The organism is Faecalibacillus sp. MSK20_93 (assembly GCF_020589945.1).
Taxonomy (GTDB): Bacteria; Bacillota_I; Bacilli_A; order Erysipelotrichales; family Coprobacillaceae; genus Faecalibacillus; species Faecalibacillus intestinalis.
Genome location: NZ_JAJDKA010000019.1, coordinates 1 through 18,264, shown reverse-complemented (window position 1 = coordinate 18,264; position 18,264 = coordinate 1). Strand labels below are relative to the sequence as shown.

At 29.6% G+C, this 18,264-nt stretch carries 21 protein-coding genes; 16 read left to right on the top strand and 5 right to left on the bottom strand.

Features of this window, described 5'->3' with window-relative positions; translation table 11 throughout:
• The first annotated feature begins 167 nt into the window (after window positions 1–167).
• From LJD34_RS07325 to LJD34_RS07270, 12 genes are all read left to right on the top strand, one after another.
• Entirely contained in the window at window positions 168–476 is a 309-nt protein-coding gene (locus LJD34_RS07325; protein WP_118632897.1) for a hypothetical protein, read from the top strand.
• 11 nt (window positions 477–487) lie between these two features.
• Window positions 488–1,519: a V0D/AC39 family V-type ATPase subunit gene (locus LJD34_RS07320; protein ID WP_048924892.1), complete on the top strand. Its 1,032-nt coding sequence runs from the start codon at window positions 488–490 to the stop codon at window positions 1,517–1,519.
• An 11-nt stretch (window positions 1,520–1,530) separates the two neighbouring features.
• On the top strand, window positions 1,531–2,895 hold the full coding sequence (locus LJD34_RS07315) for a hypothetical protein (protein WP_147580721.1): 1,365 nt from the start codon (window positions 1,531–1,533) through the stop codon (window positions 2,893–2,895).
• Entirely contained in the window at window positions 2,886–4,793 is a 1,908-nt protein-coding gene (locus LJD34_RS07310; protein WP_227359537.1) for a V-type ATP synthase subunit I, read from the top strand. The genes LJD34_RS07315 and LJD34_RS07310 overlap by 10 nt, the downstream gene beginning before the upstream one ends.
• Window positions 4,794–4,813: 20 nt before the next feature.
• Window positions 4,814–5,248 carry an ATP synthase subunit C gene (locus LJD34_RS07305; protein ID WP_022002297.1) on the top strand — a complete coding sequence of 145 codons (435 nt, stop codon included), beginning with the start codon at window positions 4,814–4,816 and terminating at the stop codon, window positions 5,246–5,248.
• 18 nt (window positions 5,249–5,266) lie between these two features.
• Window positions 5,267–5,575, top strand: a complete 309-nt coding sequence (locus LJD34_RS07300; RefSeq protein ID WP_022002296.1) for a V-type ATP synthase subunit F — start codon at window positions 5,267–5,269, stop codon at window positions 5,573–5,575.
• A gap of 11 nt (window positions 5,576–5,586) precedes the next feature.
• Window positions 5,587–6,183, top strand: a complete 597-nt coding sequence (locus tag LJD34_RS07295; protein WP_022002295.1) for a V-type ATP synthase subunit E — start codon at window positions 5,587–5,589, stop codon at window positions 6,181–6,183.
• Between the two features lie 11 nt (window positions 6,184–6,194).
• Window positions 6,195–7,946, top strand: a complete 1,752-nt coding sequence (locus LJD34_RS07290; protein ID WP_022002294.1) for a V-type ATP synthase subunit A — start codon at window positions 6,195–6,197, stop codon at window positions 7,944–7,946.
• Window positions 7,947–7,958: 12 nt separating this feature from the next.
• On the top strand, window positions 7,959–9,401 hold the full coding sequence (locus LJD34_RS07285; protein WP_107030497.1) for a V-type ATP synthase subunit B: 1,443 nt from the start codon (window positions 7,959–7,961) through the stop codon (window positions 9,399–9,401).
• Window positions 9,402–9,403: 2 nt separating this feature from the next.
• Window positions 9,404–10,012: a V-type ATP synthase subunit D gene (locus tag LJD34_RS07280; protein ID WP_022002292.1), complete on the top strand. Its 609-nt coding sequence runs from the start codon at window positions 9,404–9,406 to the stop codon at window positions 10,010–10,012.
• Between the two features lie 103 nt (window positions 10,013–10,115).
• Window positions 10,116–10,883, top strand: coding sequence for a type I 3-dehydroquinate dehydratase (gene aroD, locus LJD34_RS07275; protein WP_022002291.1), 768 nt, complete (start codon window positions 10,116–10,118; stop codon window positions 10,881–10,883).
• Between the two features lie 40 nt (window positions 10,884–10,923).
• Window positions 10,924–11,298, top strand: coding sequence for a hypothetical protein (locus LJD34_RS07270; protein ID WP_032089659.1), 375 nt, complete (start codon window positions 10,924–10,926; stop codon window positions 11,296–11,298).
• Here the strand turns inward: LJD34_RS07270 and asnB are convergent.
• The 4 genes from asnB to LJD34_RS07250 form a co-directional block, all read right to left on the bottom strand.
• A complete protein-coding gene (asnB, locus tag LJD34_RS07265) occupies window positions 11,295–13,109 on the bottom strand; it encodes an asparagine synthase (glutamine-hydrolyzing) (RefSeq protein ID WP_227359536.1) in 1,815 nt (604 codons plus the stop codon). The two genes, LJD34_RS07270 and asnB, sit on opposite strands and share 4 nt — an antisense overlap.
• A 70-nt stretch (window positions 13,110–13,179) precedes the next feature.
• A complete protein-coding gene (locus tag LJD34_RS07260; protein WP_022002288.1) occupies window positions 13,180–14,091 on the bottom strand; it encodes an SPFH domain-containing protein in 912 nt (303 codons plus the stop codon).
• A 12-nt stretch (window positions 14,092–14,103) separates the two neighbouring features.
• Window positions 14,104–14,532 carry an NfeD family protein gene (locus tag LJD34_RS07255; protein WP_022002287.1) on the bottom strand — a complete coding sequence of 143 codons (429 nt, stop codon included), beginning with the start codon at window positions 14,530–14,532 and terminating at the stop codon, window positions 14,104–14,106.
• Window positions 14,533–14,546: 14 nt separating this feature from the next.
• Window positions 14,547–14,912 carry a hypothetical protein gene (locus LJD34_RS07250; protein WP_117813630.1) on the bottom strand — a complete coding sequence of 122 codons (366 nt, stop codon included), beginning with the start codon at window positions 14,910–14,912 and terminating at the stop codon, window positions 14,547–14,549.
• Between the two features lie 164 nt (window positions 14,913–15,076).
• Here LJD34_RS07250 and LJD34_RS07245 point away from each other — a divergent pair, with 164 nt between their 5' ends.
• The 3 genes from LJD34_RS07245 to LJD34_RS07235 all read left to right on the top strand — a co-directional run bounded on the left by LJD34_RS07245 (window position 15,077) and on the right by LJD34_RS07235 (window position 16,925).
• Window positions 15,077–15,541: a hypothetical protein gene (locus tag LJD34_RS07245; RefSeq protein WP_227359535.1), complete on the top strand. Its 465-nt coding sequence runs from the start codon at window positions 15,077–15,079 to the stop codon at window positions 15,539–15,541.
• A 64-nt stretch (window positions 15,542–15,605) separates the two neighbouring features.
• Entirely contained in the window at window positions 15,606–16,304 is a 699-nt protein-coding gene (gene deoD, locus LJD34_RS07240; protein ID WP_022002283.1) for a purine-nucleoside phosphorylase, read from the top strand.
• Window positions 16,305–16,925 carry an HAD family hydrolase gene (locus LJD34_RS07235; protein ID WP_117828737.1) on the top strand — a complete coding sequence of 207 codons (621 nt, stop codon included), beginning with the start codon at window positions 16,305–16,307 and terminating at the stop codon, window positions 16,923–16,925. It begins immediately after the preceding gene.
• A 5-nt stretch (window positions 16,926–16,930) separates the two neighbouring features.
• Here the strand turns inward: LJD34_RS07235 and LJD34_RS07230 are convergent, their stop codons facing one another.
• Window positions 16,931–17,134 (bottom strand): DUF378 domain-containing protein, encoded by a 204-nt coding sequence (locus tag LJD34_RS07230; RefSeq protein WP_117574731.1) that lies wholly within the window; start codon window positions 17,132–17,134, stop codon window positions 16,931–16,933.
• A 94-nt stretch (window positions 17,135–17,228) separates the two neighbouring features.
• Here LJD34_RS07230 and LJD34_RS07225 point away from each other — a divergent pair, with 94 nt between their 5' ends.
• Window positions 17,229–18,209, top strand: a complete 981-nt coding sequence (locus tag LJD34_RS07225; protein ID WP_227359534.1) for a LolA family protein — start codon at window positions 17,229–17,231, stop codon at window positions 18,207–18,209.
• The last annotated feature ends 55 nt before the right edge of the window (window positions 18,210–18,264 follow it).

Here is an 18,264-nt window from a genome sequence, read left to right as displayed (position 1 = left end):
GGGGAGGTGCTTTTATTTTTACATACATTCTTTAAAGAGGATTTTTGATAAATTCTTATAAATTCGTCATAAATTTATCATAAAGAGTGCTTTTGAAAGCTATATCTGTTGAATTTTAAAAGAATGAGAGTACAATTATCCTCGACAAGAAGAAGGGGGAAAATAAGATGGATGATATTATTCAAAAGTTAATAGAATTCGATCGCCAATGCGTAGAAAAAGTAGAACTTGCGAAAAAGAAAAAAGCGGAAGCTCAATCAAGTATGATGTCGCAAAAGTCTACAATTTATAGTGAGTATATTGATAGTCAACAAGATCAAGTTGAAAAGCATAAACAAGATCTATTGAATAAGAATAAAGAAGAAGCACAATTACAAGAAAATGAATTTCATAAATCAATGGAAAATATGGAAGATTTATTTACTCAAAATAAAGATAAATGGGTAGATGAAATCTTTACGAGATGTACTAAATAGAAGGTGTAAAGATGTCTTTATCTTCAAATGCCTTATGTGCAAAAGCTAAAGCGATGTATGGTGGGCGTTTAAATAAGAATGTTTATCTTGATTTAACAAGAAAACAAACAATTGGAGAAGTTGTTTCTTATTTAAAATCTCAAACAAGTTATGCAGATGCTTTAAAAGATATTAATATTAGACATGTTCATCGTGGTCAAATAGAAGATTGTTTAAATCAAGAATATTATCATCGTTGTGCGAAGTTGATGAAATATTCACCTAAATCTGATGAAGATTTTTATCTATTTGAAATTATTGGAGTAGAAATTAATTTAATTATGGATAAACTTGTTTCTTTACAAGCAAAGGAACAATATAGCTTTAATTTATCAATTCCTACTTATTTAGCGAAAAAGACAAGTTTTAATATTGATGGATTAGTAAACATTGAATCATTCAAAGATCTTTTACAATATCTTTCAAAAACAAGATATTATAAAGTTCTTAAAGAAATTGATTTCTCTGTCCCATTTGATGTTAAAGAAGTTCATATGTGCTTACAATCACTTTATTATGAAAACATTGTTGAAACAATTAAAAAACACTTCAAAGGAAGTGTTCAAAAAGATTTATTAAATATTCTCTATACTTCTATTGAATTAAAGAATATTTCAAAAATCTATCGTTATAAACAATATTTCCATGAATCAGAAGATTCAATCAGAAGTTCACTCTTTTTACAATATTCAAGATTGCCAAAAGATATGATGAATCGTTTAATTAGTGCAAGCGGTCCTAAAGAAGTATTATCTTTATTATCAACTTCTAAATATAACTTCTATATGGATGATAAAGAATTTGCCTATATCGAATATTATGCAGATAGTATTCAATATAATATCGCAAAAAGATACATGCGTTTTTCAAACAGTGCACCACTTGTTTATATGACTTATAGTATTTTACAAAGAATTGAAATAGATAACTTGAAGCATATTGTTGAAGGTATTCGTTATAATCAACCTGTTTCAAAAATTGAAAATACATTGATCTATGCATAGGAGGGAAAAAAATGATTAAGAATACACATTTATATAACATTGTTTTCTCTAGAGATGATTATATGGAAGTTTTGATGAAACTTGAAAATCATCAAGATTCTATTTATCCAGTTAAAGCGAAGAAAGTGATTTCTAATTTAGATCATGCAACTTCTATGGAAGATAGAAATCCATATAACGAAGTATTAGACGAACTTTATAATGTGATGGATGTCTTACATATTGAAAGAGTAGATAGACCCGTTCAAAGTGCATTTTTAAATGTTCGTGAAATTTTAGATTATATTTCAGAAATTCATCAAAAGTTAGATGATATTAATGAAATTAAAAGAGGAATTAAAAAAGATTATTATGAAAATCAAGAAGCAATTGAATTGATTTCATGTTTAAATCGTGATCGTATTTCTATCGATGATATTCATGAATTAAAATATGTTGCTTTAAGATTTGGTAAATTACCATTATCACAAATTGAAAAAATTAAATATTTTGACAGTTATCCATTTGTTTATCAAGAATTATCACATACAGATCAATTTGCTTGGATTGTTTATGGTGGCGTTGAACATAGTATTGGTGAAATTGATAACATTTTCTCTTCAATGAACTTTGAAGAAGTAAAACTTCCAAAATTTGCCCATGGTAAAATGGAAGAAGCAGTTGCTGAATTAAAAGCAGAAGATAAAACAATGGAAGCGTATCTTCAAGAACTTGATCAACGTATTGAAAAAGTGAAAGAAGAAAATGAAGAACAATTACTTGGTGACTTTTGGAAAACATATCGTTTGAAAGAGTTATACAAGAAAGGTAAATATGTAGTTGATTTAAAAACTAAAGCTGCAGTTTATGCATTTAGTTCATTTAATAAAAATGAATTAGAAGATATTGTAAATGTTCCTGGAATTACTATTCATGAACTTCCTATTGATACATATCAAGATCAAGGAATTGAAGGTCCTGTTTATGTTGAAAACAACACACTTTTCCAACCATTTGAATGCTTATTCACATTTAAACCTGGTGAAAAATTTGATCCAACAGTGATTGCTGGTGTGGTTATGATGCTTTCAGCACTTGTTTTACTTGGTGATTTAGGAGTAGGTGTTTTAGCTATTCTATTATCATTTATTATTAAAGGTAACATCAGTAAGTTACTACAACGTGTAGGAGCTGCTGTTACAATAGGAGGACTATTAAGTGGAACAGTCTTCTATAGTATGTCACTTTATAATTCAATCTTTGTTGTAGGTACAAACTATGCAATGCAAATTGGATTATTCTTTGTTATAAACATTGCGTTATTATTAGTTTGTAGCTTAGTGAAAAAAGTGACAAAAAGATCAACAAAGAGTAAAGGGGGACTGTCATGGCAATAGCGAAATTAAACTTGGTTAGCCTTGATTTTGATAAAGACAATTGTAATGATGTGTTACTTGAGCTTTATCAAAGAGATGATTTTCATCCCGAGCTAGCAAGCAAGTTTACGGATAGTGTTGCTGGTCTTTCAGCTTACAACAATGACAATCTTTATGAAGAATTGTTATCAAGAATTGAAGAAATGAAAACAAAATATCATTTTGAAGTTCCTGAAGTTGAAACAGATTCGCAACTTAATGTATTTAGAGCTAAAGAATTTTTAGATGATTTATTTTTAGATATTGACCGTATTGATGCTGTTAAAAAAGAATTGACAAAGATGATTGAAGAAAATGATGAAGCTATCATTACTTTGAATCATGTTGAAGGTTCTAATATTGACTTTGATCAATTATTTGGAACACAATATTTAAAAATAAGATTCGGTAAACTTCCTCTCAATAATGAAGGAAAGTTAGAGTATTATGAAACATTACCATTTGTTTATAAAGCATTTCAAAGAGATGATAAATATGTATGGTGTATGTATATGACAACACCTACAGATGCTCCTGAAGTGGATAATGTTTTTACATCACTTTATTTTGAAAAAATCCATATTCCTGAATTCGTTCATGGTTCATGTGAATTAGCTGAAAAAGAAATTCAAAATGAATCTGATTCAGCTAAACAATACAGCCAAGATTTACAAAATAGAATTGATAAAACAATTTCGGAAAACATGGAAGAATTAACACGTATTTATAGTGTTGCTAAAAAATTAAATTCAGTTTATGCAATGCAAAAATATATTGTTAAATTAGGTGATAAATTAAATGTTCATGGATTTGTCCCTAAGAATGATTTAGATACTTTCAAAAACACTTTTGAAAGTATCGATGGTGTTAAACTTGAAGTTTTACCTGCTACATCAGATGTACGTCTAGAACCACCAACAAGACTTAAAAATTCATGGTTTGCAAAACCATTTAGAATGTTCGTCGAAATGTATGGTGTACCTCGTTACAATGATGTAGATCCAACATTATTAGTTGCTATTTCATATACTTTATTATTTGGTATTATGTTTGGTGACTTAGGACAAGGTATTATTCTTTCTTTAGTAGGCCTTGTTGCTGAAAAGAAATTTAATTTAAAATTAGGTGGCGTGGGAGTTCGTTTAGGTATTTCCAGTGCAATCTTCGGTGTATTCTTTGGTTCATTCTTTGGAAATGAAGAAATCTTATCTGAATATTTCAAAGGTTTCTCATTCTTTAATGCAATGTCACCAGAAAATACAATGACATTATTAATGGCTGCCATTGGACTTGGTATTGTCTTAATTCTTATTTCAATGACATTCAGTATTGTTTTGAACTTTAAAAAGAAAAATATCGGTGAAGCGATTTTAAGTCAAAATGGTTTATGTGGGGTTACATTCTATGTTGCTGTTATTGTTGCAGCACTTGGAATGCTTACAGGACAACATTTTGTAAATATTTTCTATATTTTAATTTTAATTGTATTACCACTTATCTTAATGTTCTTAAAAGAACCGTTAATTAGAAAATTAGAAGAACATGGTGAAATGTTCCCAAATGGTTTTGGAGCATTCTTTGTTGAAGGATTCTTCGAATTATTTGAAGTAGTCTTATCATTTATTACAAACACAATGTCATTCTTGCGTGTTGGGGGATTCGTTTTATCGCATGCTGGTATGATGCTTGTTGTTTATACTCTTGCTGAAATGGTAGGAGGATTTGGTGAAATCATCGTCTTGATTTTAGGAAACGTTTTTGTAATGTGTCTTGAAGGATTGATTGTTGGTATTCAAGTATTACGTCTTGAATTCTATGAAATGTTTTCACGTTATTATGAAGGAAATGGAATTCCATTTAAAACTATTAAGGAAGATTAAATTCAAGGAGGAAATTTATTATGACAGTATTAGAAATTTTATTACCATTAGTTGCAGTAGTTTTATTAACATTACCATTAATTAAAGTATTTACAGGAAAAGTATCAGCTCAAAGCGCTAAAAGAAGATTAGGTGTTCATATCAGTGGTTTCGCTGGTGCCGTTGTTTTATGCTTATTAGTTGCTATGTCAAATTCAAGTGTATTTGCAGCAGGTGAAGTTGCTACAATCACTGGTACAATTGCTCAAGGTTTAGGATTCTTAGCAGCATCTTTATCAACTGGTTTCTCTGCTTTAGGTGCAGGTATTGCCGTTGCAGCAGCAGCTCCAGCAGCTATTGGAGCTTTCTCTGAAAATGAAAAGAACTTTGGTAAATCATTAATCTTCGTTGCCTTAGGTGAAGGGGTTGCAATCTATGGTTTATTAATCTCTATCTTAATTATCAACAAAATCTAATTTAGAGAGTGATTTTTTATGAAATTTTATTTAATAAGTGACAATGTCGATACTGAAATGGGTTTAAGACTGGTTGGTATTGAAGGAGAAGTTGTTCATAAAAGACGTGATTTTCTTGAAGTTTTGGAAACAAAAATGAAAGATAGATCCATAGGTGTGATTTTAATTACAACGAAATTAATTGAATTAGCTCCTGATGTTATTTCTGAAATAAAATTAAAACAACAAAAACCATTGCTTGTAGAAATTCCTGATAGACATGGAAATTCTAAAATTGGTGAAACGATTGATAGATATGTTTCAGAAGCAATTGGAGTTAAGTTATAGGAGAAAGTGCTATGCAAAAAAAAGATCAAGTCTTTCTTTATATCAAAGATGAAATTGAAAAAATTTCATCAGCTGAAGAAAAAGAAATTTTAGATGAAGCAAAAGCAATTGAACAAGAAGCTTATAACCAATTAAGAGGTGAAGCTGAAATTGATGCTAAGCATCAATTAGATAAAGAATTAGCAGAAATTTCTTCTAAAGCAAGTATTGAAGCTTCAGCTCAATTAGAAGAAAGATTAAAAAAATTAGTTGAAAAAAGAGAAGAATATGTTAATACAATTTTTACAGAAGTAAAAAATAAACTTGTTGAATTTGTAAATAGTTCTAATTATCTTGAATATCTTACAAGTCATGTAAAAGCAGTAAGTGATGAATATCAAATGACTGATTGTGTTTTATGTGTAAGAAAAGAAGATTTAAAATATGCTGATGATTTAAAGAAAGCATATGCTTTACCAATTGAAGTTGAAGAAGGTCAACAAATTCAATTAGGTGGATTCATTATTGAAAATAAAACAACAAATGTTGTCGTAGATGAATCATTAGACTCAAATTTAGAAGCTCAAAAAGATTGGTTCTATAAGACTTCTGGATTGATGATTAAATAGGGGGATTAAAGATGAGTGAAAATGTAATTTATTCTATTAATGGTCCCGTTGTTAAAGTAAAAAATGCCAAAGACTTTTCAATGTTAGAAATGGTTTATGTTGGTCATGCTAAATTAATGGGTGAAGTTATCTCAATTTCTAAAGATTTAACAACTATCCAAGTATATGAAACAACAACTGGTTTAAAACCAGGAGAACCTGTTATTTCTACAGGATCACCAATTTGTGTTACATTAGGTCCTGGTATTTTAAGAAATATCTTTGATGGGATTGAACGTCCTTTACAAGCCATTGCTGAACAATCAGGTGCTTTTATTGAAGCCGGAAGCGATGTTGATTCACTTGATGTTGAAAAATTATGGGACGTTACAATGAAAGTAAAAGTAGGAGATGTTTTAAAAGGTGGAGACATCTATGCAACATGTCCTGAAACAGATTTAATTGAACACAGATGTATGCTTTCACCACTTTTAAGTGGTAAAGTTGTTGAAGTAAAAGAAAATGGTCAATATAAAATCAATGATGTCGTAATGAAAATTGAAGATGAACATGGTCAAATTCATGAATGTACATTATGTCAAAAATGGCCAATTAAACAAGCACGTCCAACTCTAGAACGTTTACCAATTTCTATTCCTTTAGTAACAGGACAACGTGTTATCGATACATTATTCCCAATCGCTAAAGGTGGAACTGCTGCTATTCCAGGTGGTTTCGGTACTGGTAAAACAATGACACAACACCAAATTGCTAAATGGTGTGATGCCGATATTATCATTTATGTTGGTTGTGGAGAACGTGGAAACGAAATGACTCAAGTTCTTGAAGAATTTAGTGAGTTGATTGACCCTAAGAGTGGTAAACCATTAACTGATAGAACTGTCTTAATTGCGAATACTTCAAACATGCCAGTTGCCGCACGTGAAGCAAGTATTTATACAGGAATTACTTTAGCTGAATATTATCGTGATATGGGATATCACTGTGCAATCATGGCCGATTCTACTTCACGTTGGGCTGAAGCGTTACGTGAAATCTCTGGTCGTCTAGAAGAAATGCCAGCTGAAGAAGGATTCCCAGCTTACTTACCATCACGTTTATCACAATTCTATGAACGTGCTGGATACATGAAAACTTTAAATGGACAAGAAGGTTCTGTTTCAATCATCGGTGCCGTATCACCACAAGGGGCAGACTTCTCAGAACCAGTTACACAAAATACAAAACGTTTCGTAAGATGTTTCTGGGCCTTAGATAAAGCCTTGGCTTATGCTCGTCACTATTTCGCAATTAACTGGACACAATCTTATAGTGATTATGTTTATGATCTTGAAAAATGGTATGACCAAAATGTTGGTTCTGATTTCGTCAGTGATCGTCAACAACTTTCATTCATTCTTGCTGAAGAATCAAGATTAAATGAAATTGTTAACTTAATGGGACCTGATGTATTACCAGAAGATCAAAAATTAGTGATGGAAATCGCAAAAGTGGTTCGTGTTGGTTATTTACAACAAAATGCCTTCCATAAGGATGATACATACGTACCACTTGCTAAACAATTAAAGATGATGGATGTTATCTTATATTTAAATAAAAAATGTCAAGAAGCTGTTGCTCAAGGTAAAGTTGTTCGAGCAATTAGTGAAACTGGTATTTTTGAACAATTAATTAAAATGAAATATGATATTCCAAATGATCATATTGAAAAATTAGATACTTATTATCAAGATATTGATAATGCATTAAAATCTGTAGCGTAGGAGGAAATAAAAATGGCACTACAATATGTAGGATTAAATGAAATCAATGGATCATTAGTCGTTTTAGATCACGTAAAAGGTGCCTCTTACGACGAAATGGTTGAAATTCAATTAAAAAATGGGACAACACGTTCTGGACGTGTTGTCCAAATTGAAGGTGAAAAAATCGTTGTCCAAGTATTTGAAGGAACAAATGATTTATCACTAGAAAATACAAAGACTAAATTATTAGGTAGACCAATGGAATTACCTGTTTCTAAAGAAATTTTAGGACGTGTCTTCAATGGTGCTGGTAGACCAATCGATGGTTTAGGTGAAATTTATGCAGAGGAAATGATGGATATCAATGGTTTACCATTAAATCCAGTAAGCCGTGTTTATCCACGTAACTACATCAATACAGGTATTTCATCAATTGACTGTCTTGCTACATTAATTCGTGGACAAAAATTACCAATCTTCTCTGGTTCAGGTTTACCACATGACCGTTTAGCTGTACAAATCGTTAAACAAGCAAAAGTTGCTGACGAATCAGGAAAAGGTTTCGCCATTGTCTTTGCGGCAATGGGTGTTACAAATGACGTTGCAAACTACTTTAAACGTAGCTTTAAAGAAGCAGGAGTTATGGAAAGAGTTGTTATGTTCTTAAACTTATCAAATGATCCAATCATTGAACGTACATTAACTCCACGTTGTGCTTTAACTGCTGCTGAATATTTAGCTTATAAACAAAATATGCACGTATTAGTTATCTATACAGATATTACTTCCTATTGTGAAGCGTTACGTGAATTCTCTTCAAGTAAAGGAGAAATTCCTGGACGTAAAGGTTATCCAGGTTACTTATATTCTGACTTAGCTTCTTTATATGAAAGAGCTGGTATTATTAAAGGGGCAGAAGGTTCTGTAACACAAATCCCTATTTTAACAATGCCTAACAATGATATTACTCATCCAGTTCCTGACTTAACTGGATATATCACAGAAGGACAAATTACTCTATCACCTGAATTAAACTCAGCCGGTATTTATCCACCAGTTGATGTTTTACCATCACTTTCACGTTTAATGAAAGATGGTATCGGTGAAGGGTATACACGTGGCGATCATCAAGACATCGCCAACCAATTATTTGCATGTTATGCCCACGTACAAGATGTTAAATCATTAACATCAGTAATTGGTGAAGATGAATTATCTCCATTAGATAAACAATATTTATCATTTGGTAAACTATTTGAACAACATTTCTTAAATCAAGGTTTCGATGTCAATAGATCAATTGAAGAAACATTAGATTTAGGATGGGATTTAGTTTCAGTTTTACCTAGAGAAGCACTTGATCGTCTAGATAACAAATTATTAGATGAACATTATGATCACGATCGTGCTGTAAAACGTTTCCATATTAAAGAAAAATCAATCATCAAAGAATTACAAGAAGCAGGTGATTAATTATGGCTTTAAAAGTTGTTCCAACAAAAGGAAATTTAATTTCTACAAAGAAACAATTACAATTAGCTGTTCTTGGATATGATCTATTAGATAAGAAAAGAAACGTTCTTATTAAAGAAATGATGTCATTATTAGATGATGTTAAAATGGTCAGAGATGAAATTACGGAAGCTTATCAAAATGCTTACGATGCTTTACAAGAAGCAAATATTTCTTTAGGGTTGATTAGTGACTTAGTTACAGCAACACCTATTGATTATGGAATCAGTATTGCTTATCGAAGTGTTATGGGTGTAGAAATTCCTAAAATTACTTATCATAAACAACCAATGGTATGTAGTTATAACATGGATCGTTCTAATTCAAAAGTAGACTATGCTTATGAATGTTTCTATCGTGTTAAAGAATTGACTGTTGTTTTAGCAGAAGTTGAAAACTCAGTTTATCGTCTAGCAAATACCATTAGAAAAACACAAAAACGTGCGAATGCCTTAAAAAATATTTCAATTCCACGTTTTGAAGAAACAATTAAATTTATTAGTGAATCTCTTGAAGAAAAAGAACGTGAAGAATTTTCAAGACAAAAAGTTATAAAAAATCAAAAGCATTAATTTTAATGCTTTTTTTGCAAATTATAAAAAAATTAACACTCTGATAAAAAAATATGATATTATTATGCTGTTGAATTATTAAATAATCAAAGAAGGTGTAAATATGAGTATTGAAATTAAAGGAGTCATCATTGGAGAGGGAAAACCTAAAGTATGTGTTCCTATCGTAGAAAGCCATGATGAAGCGATTCTAAATAAATTAAAAGAATTTAATGAATTAGAAGTGGATATGATCGAATTAAGAATAGATTTTTATGAAAATATTCATCAAGAAGATGCATTAAGAAATTTATTTTTAAACATTGCTGCCTTACAAATACAAAAACCAGTTATTCTAACAATTCGTACAGCTGCAGAAGGTGGAGAAGTTGAAATTGATCCAAAAGATTATTTCAATGTTTATAAATTAGCAGTTGAAGCAAATGCATTTGATATTTACGATGTTGAATTAGCGTTAGGAACAAATATGGCAATTGAATTAAGAACACTTATTCATGATGCTGGTAAATATATGTTGATGTCAAGTCATAACTTTGATAGAACACCAGAAGTTGATTCATTGATGCAAAAATTTAGATCAATGGATTCTTTAGAAGCAGATATTATGAAGGTAGCAGTTATGCCAGAAGACTATCAAGATTTATTAAATCTACTTTCATTCACAGTTCAAGCTAAACATGAATATGCTCAAAAACCAATTGTGACAATGTCAATGTCATCTATTGGACTTACTTCACGTTTAGTAGGGGAACAATTCGGTAGTGCAATTACTTTTGCTACTGTAGGAAAAGCAAGTGCTCCAGGACAAATTGATTATCAAGAATTGAATCAAATGTTAGATATTATTCATAAAAATATTCAAGAAGCTTAAGCTTCTTGATTTTTTATACATATAATAAAGTGGTGAGATTATGAAAATTGATGTAAAAACTTTAGAAAAACTTGTTTGGATCATTTATAAACGATTCTTTATAGAAAAAGGAAAGCTAAAAGATATCCAAATAAAAATAGATCAGTATATTCAAATAAGAATGGTTTTAGTCTATAAAGGAATTGAAACTAAAATACACATAGATGCAAGACCTTATGTTAATGAAGATATTATTATTGATAGTCAAGGAAGTATACGTTATGGTTTTTTAAAGCTTAACTATGCTAAAATGTTACAAGAATGGGTTAAAGACATTCCTCAAGTATCTGTGAATAATACACAAATAAGAGTAAAAAACGAATATCTACAAGACATTCGTTTAAATAGTCAAGAAATAGAATTAGAGCTTTATTAAAGCTCTAATTCTACATGATATATTTTACCCCACATATAGATTTGATAAAAATAGGCAAGGAGTTGTGGTCCCATCATGAGTTGACCAAACCAAGGAACTTCAATACTTTCGCTGTTTTCAATAAAGTGTTTAAGTTTTTTAATATCAAAAAGTTGATAAAGAATGTTATTTTTATCGTTAAGTGTTTCTAAGAGAAGGTTTTTAATGTAAGTAAGGAAAAATGGAGAATGAGTTTTAGGGTAAGGATTTTTCTTACGATTATAGATTTCTTGAGGAAGGAAGTCTTTGAAAGCATCACGTAAAACAGCTTTTTCTTGTTGATCTTTAAACATATAGGTCCAAGGGACATTGTACATATATTCAACGATTTCTTTTGAAGCGAAGGGTACACGAAGCTCTACAGCGTTATACATAGATTGGCTATCACTCCGTGTTAAGAGTGTTTGCATAAACCATTCAATGTTTAAATAAATCATCTTTCTTTTATTGGTATCATAAAAGCTTTGATCGAGGTAGTCTATTTCATTAAGTGATTGATAATATTTACTTTGAACATATTCTTTAATGTTCAATTTTTTTATATTTTCATTAAGAAGTTCTAATCTTTGATCAACATCTCTAATCCATGGAAATGAATCTAGACTATAAAGTTCTTTTTTATAAAACCAAGGATAACCTCCAAAAATTTCATCTGCACACTCACCAGATAAAACGACTTTATGATTTCTTTTAATTTCTTTACAAAATAATAGAAAACTAGAATCAATATCAGCCATTCCTGGAGCGTCTCTAGCCATTAGACTTTGTTTTAAAAAGATAATTAAATTCTTTTGTGATAAAACGACATTATTGTGGTGACTATGATAACGATTGACCATTAAATCAATATAATCACTATCTTTTGTAAGTTGATAATCATAGGGTTGAAAATATTTATCTTGGTCTAAGTAATCAATACTATAGGTTGAAATATGATTGACGTATTGACTGCTTATAGCTGTAATAATACTCGAATCTAAACCACCAGATAACATACAAGAAATAGGTACATCACTTAATAATTGTCTTTGAATACTTTTATTTACAAGGAAGCGTACATCTTGAACAGTTTCTTCATAACTTTTTAGATGTGCTTTTTTTTGTAAAGACCAATATCTTTCAATCATTAAATGCTCACCGTCAAACCATAAATAATGAGCAGGTCTTAAACTATAAATATCTTTATAAAGTGTACTTCCTGGTGATAAACTAGGACCTAAACCTAGTAATTCTTTAATTCCTGTTTTATCAACAACACATTTTCCAATGTACATTAAAATAGCTTTAATTTCACTTGAAATGATTAAATCATCATCTTTTAAATAATAAAAGAGAGGCTTTACACCTAAATGATCACGACAAGCAAAGATTTTATTTTCATAAGATATAACAAATGAAAAGATACCATCTAACATATTTAAACATTTTTCTTTATAAGCAATAAAACTGACAAGTAAAACCTCACTATCACTTTGACTATAAAAATGGAAACCTAAATCAATAAGATGTTTCTTTAATTCATTCATATTATAAATTTCACCATTAAAAATAATGCGATAAGTAATATCTTGATAAGTATATTCTAAAGGTTGCATACCTCCTTTTAAATCAATAATTGAAAGACGGCAATGACCTAATAAAACATGTTGATCAAAATAAGTTCGCATATCATCAGGACCACGATGGTCTAATAAATGGAGCATTTTATTAAATTTTCCACAATCATCTAAGACATTTCTTTGTTGATTATATAAACATAAAATTCCACACATCATTATTCACCCTATACACTATATGACATAAAAAAAAGAATATGAAAAAACAGTCCGAAGACTGTTTTCATTATTCCTTATCTTTCTTTTCACTTACAACTTCTTTTAAAGTAGTTGCTAATCCTGCAATTCCTTGTAATTCACTTGGAATAATAATCTTAGTAGCATCACCTTTAGATAAGTTTTCTAAGGCTTTAAAACCTTGTAAAGTGACATAAGCTTGATCTGGATGTGCATCATTGATATAAGTAATACCTTTTGCTTGTGCTTCATAAACTAAACGTAAAGCTTCAGCTTGACCTTCAGCTTTAGCGATGGCTGCTTCTTTTTCAGCTTCCGCTCTTAAGATCGTTGATTGTTTATCCCCTTCAGCATTTAAGATAGCAGCTGTTTTCTTACCTTCAGCTTGTAAAATAGCTTCACGTCTTTCACGTTCAGCACGCATTTGTTTTTCCATAGCTTCTTGAATATCACGAGGTGGAATGATATTTTTAACTTCAACACGGTGAACTTTAATTCCCCAAGGATCAGTTGCTTCATCAAGGATACTTCTCATACGTGAGTTAATAATATCACGAGATGTTAAAGTTTCATCTAATTCCAAATCCCCAATAATATTACGAAGAGTTGTTGCTGTTAAGTTTTCAATGGCATTAATAGGACGATCGACACCATATGTGAATAAACGAGGATCTGTAATTTGATAATAAACAACTGTATCAATTTGCATTGTAACATTATCTTTAGTAATAACAGGTTGAGGTGCAAAATCAACAACTTGTTCTTTTAAAGAAACTTTGTTGGCAACACGATCTAAAAATGGAACGAGAATATGAAGACCAACACCACATGTACGGTTATATGCTCCGATTCTTTCTACAACATAAGCTTTTGATTGAGGAACAATACGAATTGCAAATGCAATAACACTGACAATAATAATTAAAACAATGATAATTAAAATTAAACCAATAATACTCATTTTCTTTCTCCTTTATTTATTAATTTTTTTAACCACAAGATGAGCACCTTCTACAGCAAGAATTTCACAATAATCTCCTTCTTCTAAAGTAGAATTATCTACACTAGAAGCGGACCATTCCATAGAAAGCACCTTAACTTCTCCTCTTGTATCAGCATCAATTCTTTTTAAAACAAGTCCATGTTGACCAATAACACGATCATAGTTTGTACTGACTGTTTGTGTTCTTAAGTATTTCTTAGCAAGAGGTCTGCTGATTCCAATACAAATAACACTTAAAATGATAAAGATAATAATTTGAATGGTTTGATTTAAACCTAAAGCATAGGCAATCAAGGCACCGATTCCACCAAGTGTAAACCAGATGCTTACTAAATCGATTGTAACTAATTCAATAATAGCAGTTACAATGATAACGCCTAGCCATATCCATAACATCATGATCTATCCCTCCCTTATAGATTAACTGTTAATATTTGGTGAACAACATCAAAATTTGCAGGATACTTTAGACCTTGTTTATCACTTAAATCTAAATGATATTCTCTAGCAAGGTTTTCAATAAAATTTTTATTAGAAACACGTCCATAACTTTTACCAATTGAAATACGATGCAATTGATCATTTGGATAAATTCCTTCATCTATTGCTGTTTTATCAACTGGCTTGATTCCTAATAAATTGTTCTCTTTATCAACTCCTAATAATACATATTGAACATTTTCAAAATGTTTACAAGCAGCTGTGTTTAAAGTGAGATTTGTACTATAAATAGTAACTGTTTTCTTTGAAATTTCATTTGTTGACCATACAAATGCCATAGCTATCATCCTTTCTACTTGTATTATATTATATATATTATTTTTATTCAATATATATTATTATTAATATTATTTATCTCTCATCACATCACTTTCTATTCAAAAATAATTGATGTATAATTGAAAAATAAAAAGAAAACATTATAAATAGAAAAGGTGAAACAATGAAAAAATTAAAAAAGATTCTATTAATTATTTTATTATTAGTACCATTAGTTGGTTGTCAAAATCAAAAAAATGAATGGAAGGAGACATATCATTTAACTTATTTTTATTTAAAAGATTGTTCCAATTGTCAACATTTTAAAAAGAATGTTCTACCAGCAATTAAAAAAGAATTTGGTAAACATATGAAAATCAAAGCCTATGATATGGATGATGAACAAACGTTTGATGAAATGAAAGAAAGTTATCAAAATCATATTGACCAAATCATTGATTTTGATGAAGATGATTACGGTTATGGACCAATGGTCTTTTTAGAAGGATATATGGCTATTTTAGGTGCAGGTAATGAAGATGATTATGTTGAACATCTTGTTAATGCGATTAAAGGCGAAAAACTTAATGAAGCAGCAGATATTGAAACTTTTTATTATTTAAAAGATGGAAAGGTACAAAATCCTTAAAAGTTATTATCAATTGAAAAAGAATATGTTAAACTTTAAGGAGAAAATAAAGGAGGAAGTGTTTATGTCAACACCACATAATCAAGCAAATAAAGGAGATATCGCAAAAACTGTCTTAATGCCAGGAGATCCTTTACGTGCAAAATATTTAGCAGAAACGTATTTAGAAAATGTTAAACAATTTAATGCGACAAGAAGCATGTTTGGCTATACAGGAACGTATAAAGGAAAAGAAGTTTCTATTATGGGTTCGGGTATGGGAATGCCTAGTATTGGGATTTATAGTTATGAATTGTTTCATTTTTATGATGTAGAAAATATTATTCGTATTGGATCTTGTGGATCATTTAAAGAAGATGTTCGTTTAAGAGATATTATTATTGTACAAGGTGCTTGTACAGATTCAAATTATGCACATCAATATGAATTACCAGGAACATATTCAGCTATTTCTGATTATAGTTTATTAGAAAAAGCTGTAGAAAAAGCAAAAGAAAAGAATTTAACTTATCATGTAGGAAATGTCCTATCTTCTGATTTATTCTATCATGCAGATAATAAAGCAGATAAATGGATTAAAATGGGATGTTTAGCTACTGAAATGGAATCTTATGCATTATTTGCAAATGCAGCTTATGCTGGTAAAAAAGCTTTAACTTTATTAACTGTTTCTGATTCATTAGTTTCAAATGAAGAAACAACAGCAGAAGAAAGAGAAAAAACTTTCACAGCAATGATGGAAGTTGCTTTGGAGATTGCATAGGTGTTAACTAAATTTGCATTTTTTGATTTTGATGATACTTTGATTCATGGAGATTCTGGTGGAAAACTTTTAAAGTATTATTTAAAAAAACATCCACTATCTGTTTTTAAATTATTAAAAGTGGTTTATCATTATGCTTTATATCTATTAAAGATAGAACCACTTAATAAAGCAAAATCAGCATGGTTATATCCATTAGATAAGATGTCCGATCAAGAGATTGAAAAGTTTTATCAAGAAGTATTAGAACCTTGTTATTATTTAAATGTCATTGAAGAATTAAAAAAGAAAAAGGCAGAAGGGTATACGATTTATATATGTAGTGCCTCTGTAGAAGCTTATCTTCGTTTTTGTAAGTTACCAGTAGATGAAATTTTAGGAACAAAAACAGTCATTAAAGATGGTAAATATACAAGTCAAATGATTGGAAAAAATTGTAAAAATGAAGAAAAGGTAAAAAGAATCCAAGAAGTGATAAAAAATCATAATCTAGAAATAGATTATGACTTATCTTATGCCTATTCGGATTCTTTACATGATATTCCAATGTTAAAAATGGTAAAAAATCGTATTAAAATTGATACTAAAGATGGACATATGTCCACATTTGAAATAGAGTAGCTTAGCTACTCTTTTATATTTAAGTCCGTAAAGAAAAGCATAATATTAATGAGTCCAGCTATTCCTACAATAATATAAATGAGCATTGATAAAAAACTATTTTGACCAAATAAACTATCTACCAAATTAAAATTAAATAAACCAATAAGACCCCAATTAATAGCACCGATAATAGTAAATACAAGTGCTGTTTTTTGTAATGCATTCATTTTCTTAACCTCCTTAAATAGAGTCTATCCCATAAATTTGTATTTTATACATATAAAAATAAATAAAGAATATTTTTATAATGGAGGGATAGATTTGAAAAAATTATATATTGTCATTATAGGTTTAGTCATTTGTGCAATAGGTATTGTTGTTTTTTTTAAATTTAAAAATAATTCATTGGATGAAACGTTAAAAGAAGCTAAAAGTATGAGTTCTTATCAACTTATATGTGATATGGAAATGACACAAAATGATGAACTTAAAAGTTATGAAGTAAAAGTAGATTATTTAAAAAAAGATAAACAAAAATATTATCGAGTAGAACTTTATGATAAAAGTTTAAATCAATCACAAATCATTATAAAAAATAAAAAAGGAGTCTATGTTTTAACACCAACACTTAATCAAATGTTTAAATTTCAAAGTGATTGGCCTGAAAATAGTCCTAAACCATATATTTATCATTATTTAATCCAATTATTAGAAAATAATAAAGTTAAAAAGATTGAAAAAGGATATCAAGTAGAAGCAAAGGTGAAATATCCTAATGATACAAGAATTGTTAAACAAGAAGTTATTTTTGATAAAAAATTAAAACCATTGATTGTTTTATGTCTAGATCAAGATGAGGCAGAAATTGTTACTTGTAAAGTAAATGAATTTCATAAAAATAAAAATTTTAAAGAGAAACATTTTAATCAAAATCAAGCATTGAAAGAATCAAAAAAGGATGTCAAAACATCCGCAAATAATGATGTTTTATATCCAGTTTCTCTATTAGGAGCTAAATTAGAAAGTGAAACAGTGTCTTCAATAGAAGGGGATAAAAATCATATTTTAAAATTTAGTGGTGATAAAAGTTTTACAATGGTAGAAACACAAGTAAATGATCAACAAGTAATGCAGTTTTCTGATGATGAAGTGATCGATTTAATAGATGGGTTTGCATATTATCAACCTGGAAAATTATCGATGATGTATCATGGAATGATGTGTTCTTTATATTCACAAGATTTAACGAAAGAAGAAATGCTTTCAGTCATGACAAGTATGCAAACTTCATCGACAAAATAAGCTAAAGTGAAAAGTTAAATTCCACTTTAAAAAAATGAAAAATAAAAGTAGAATT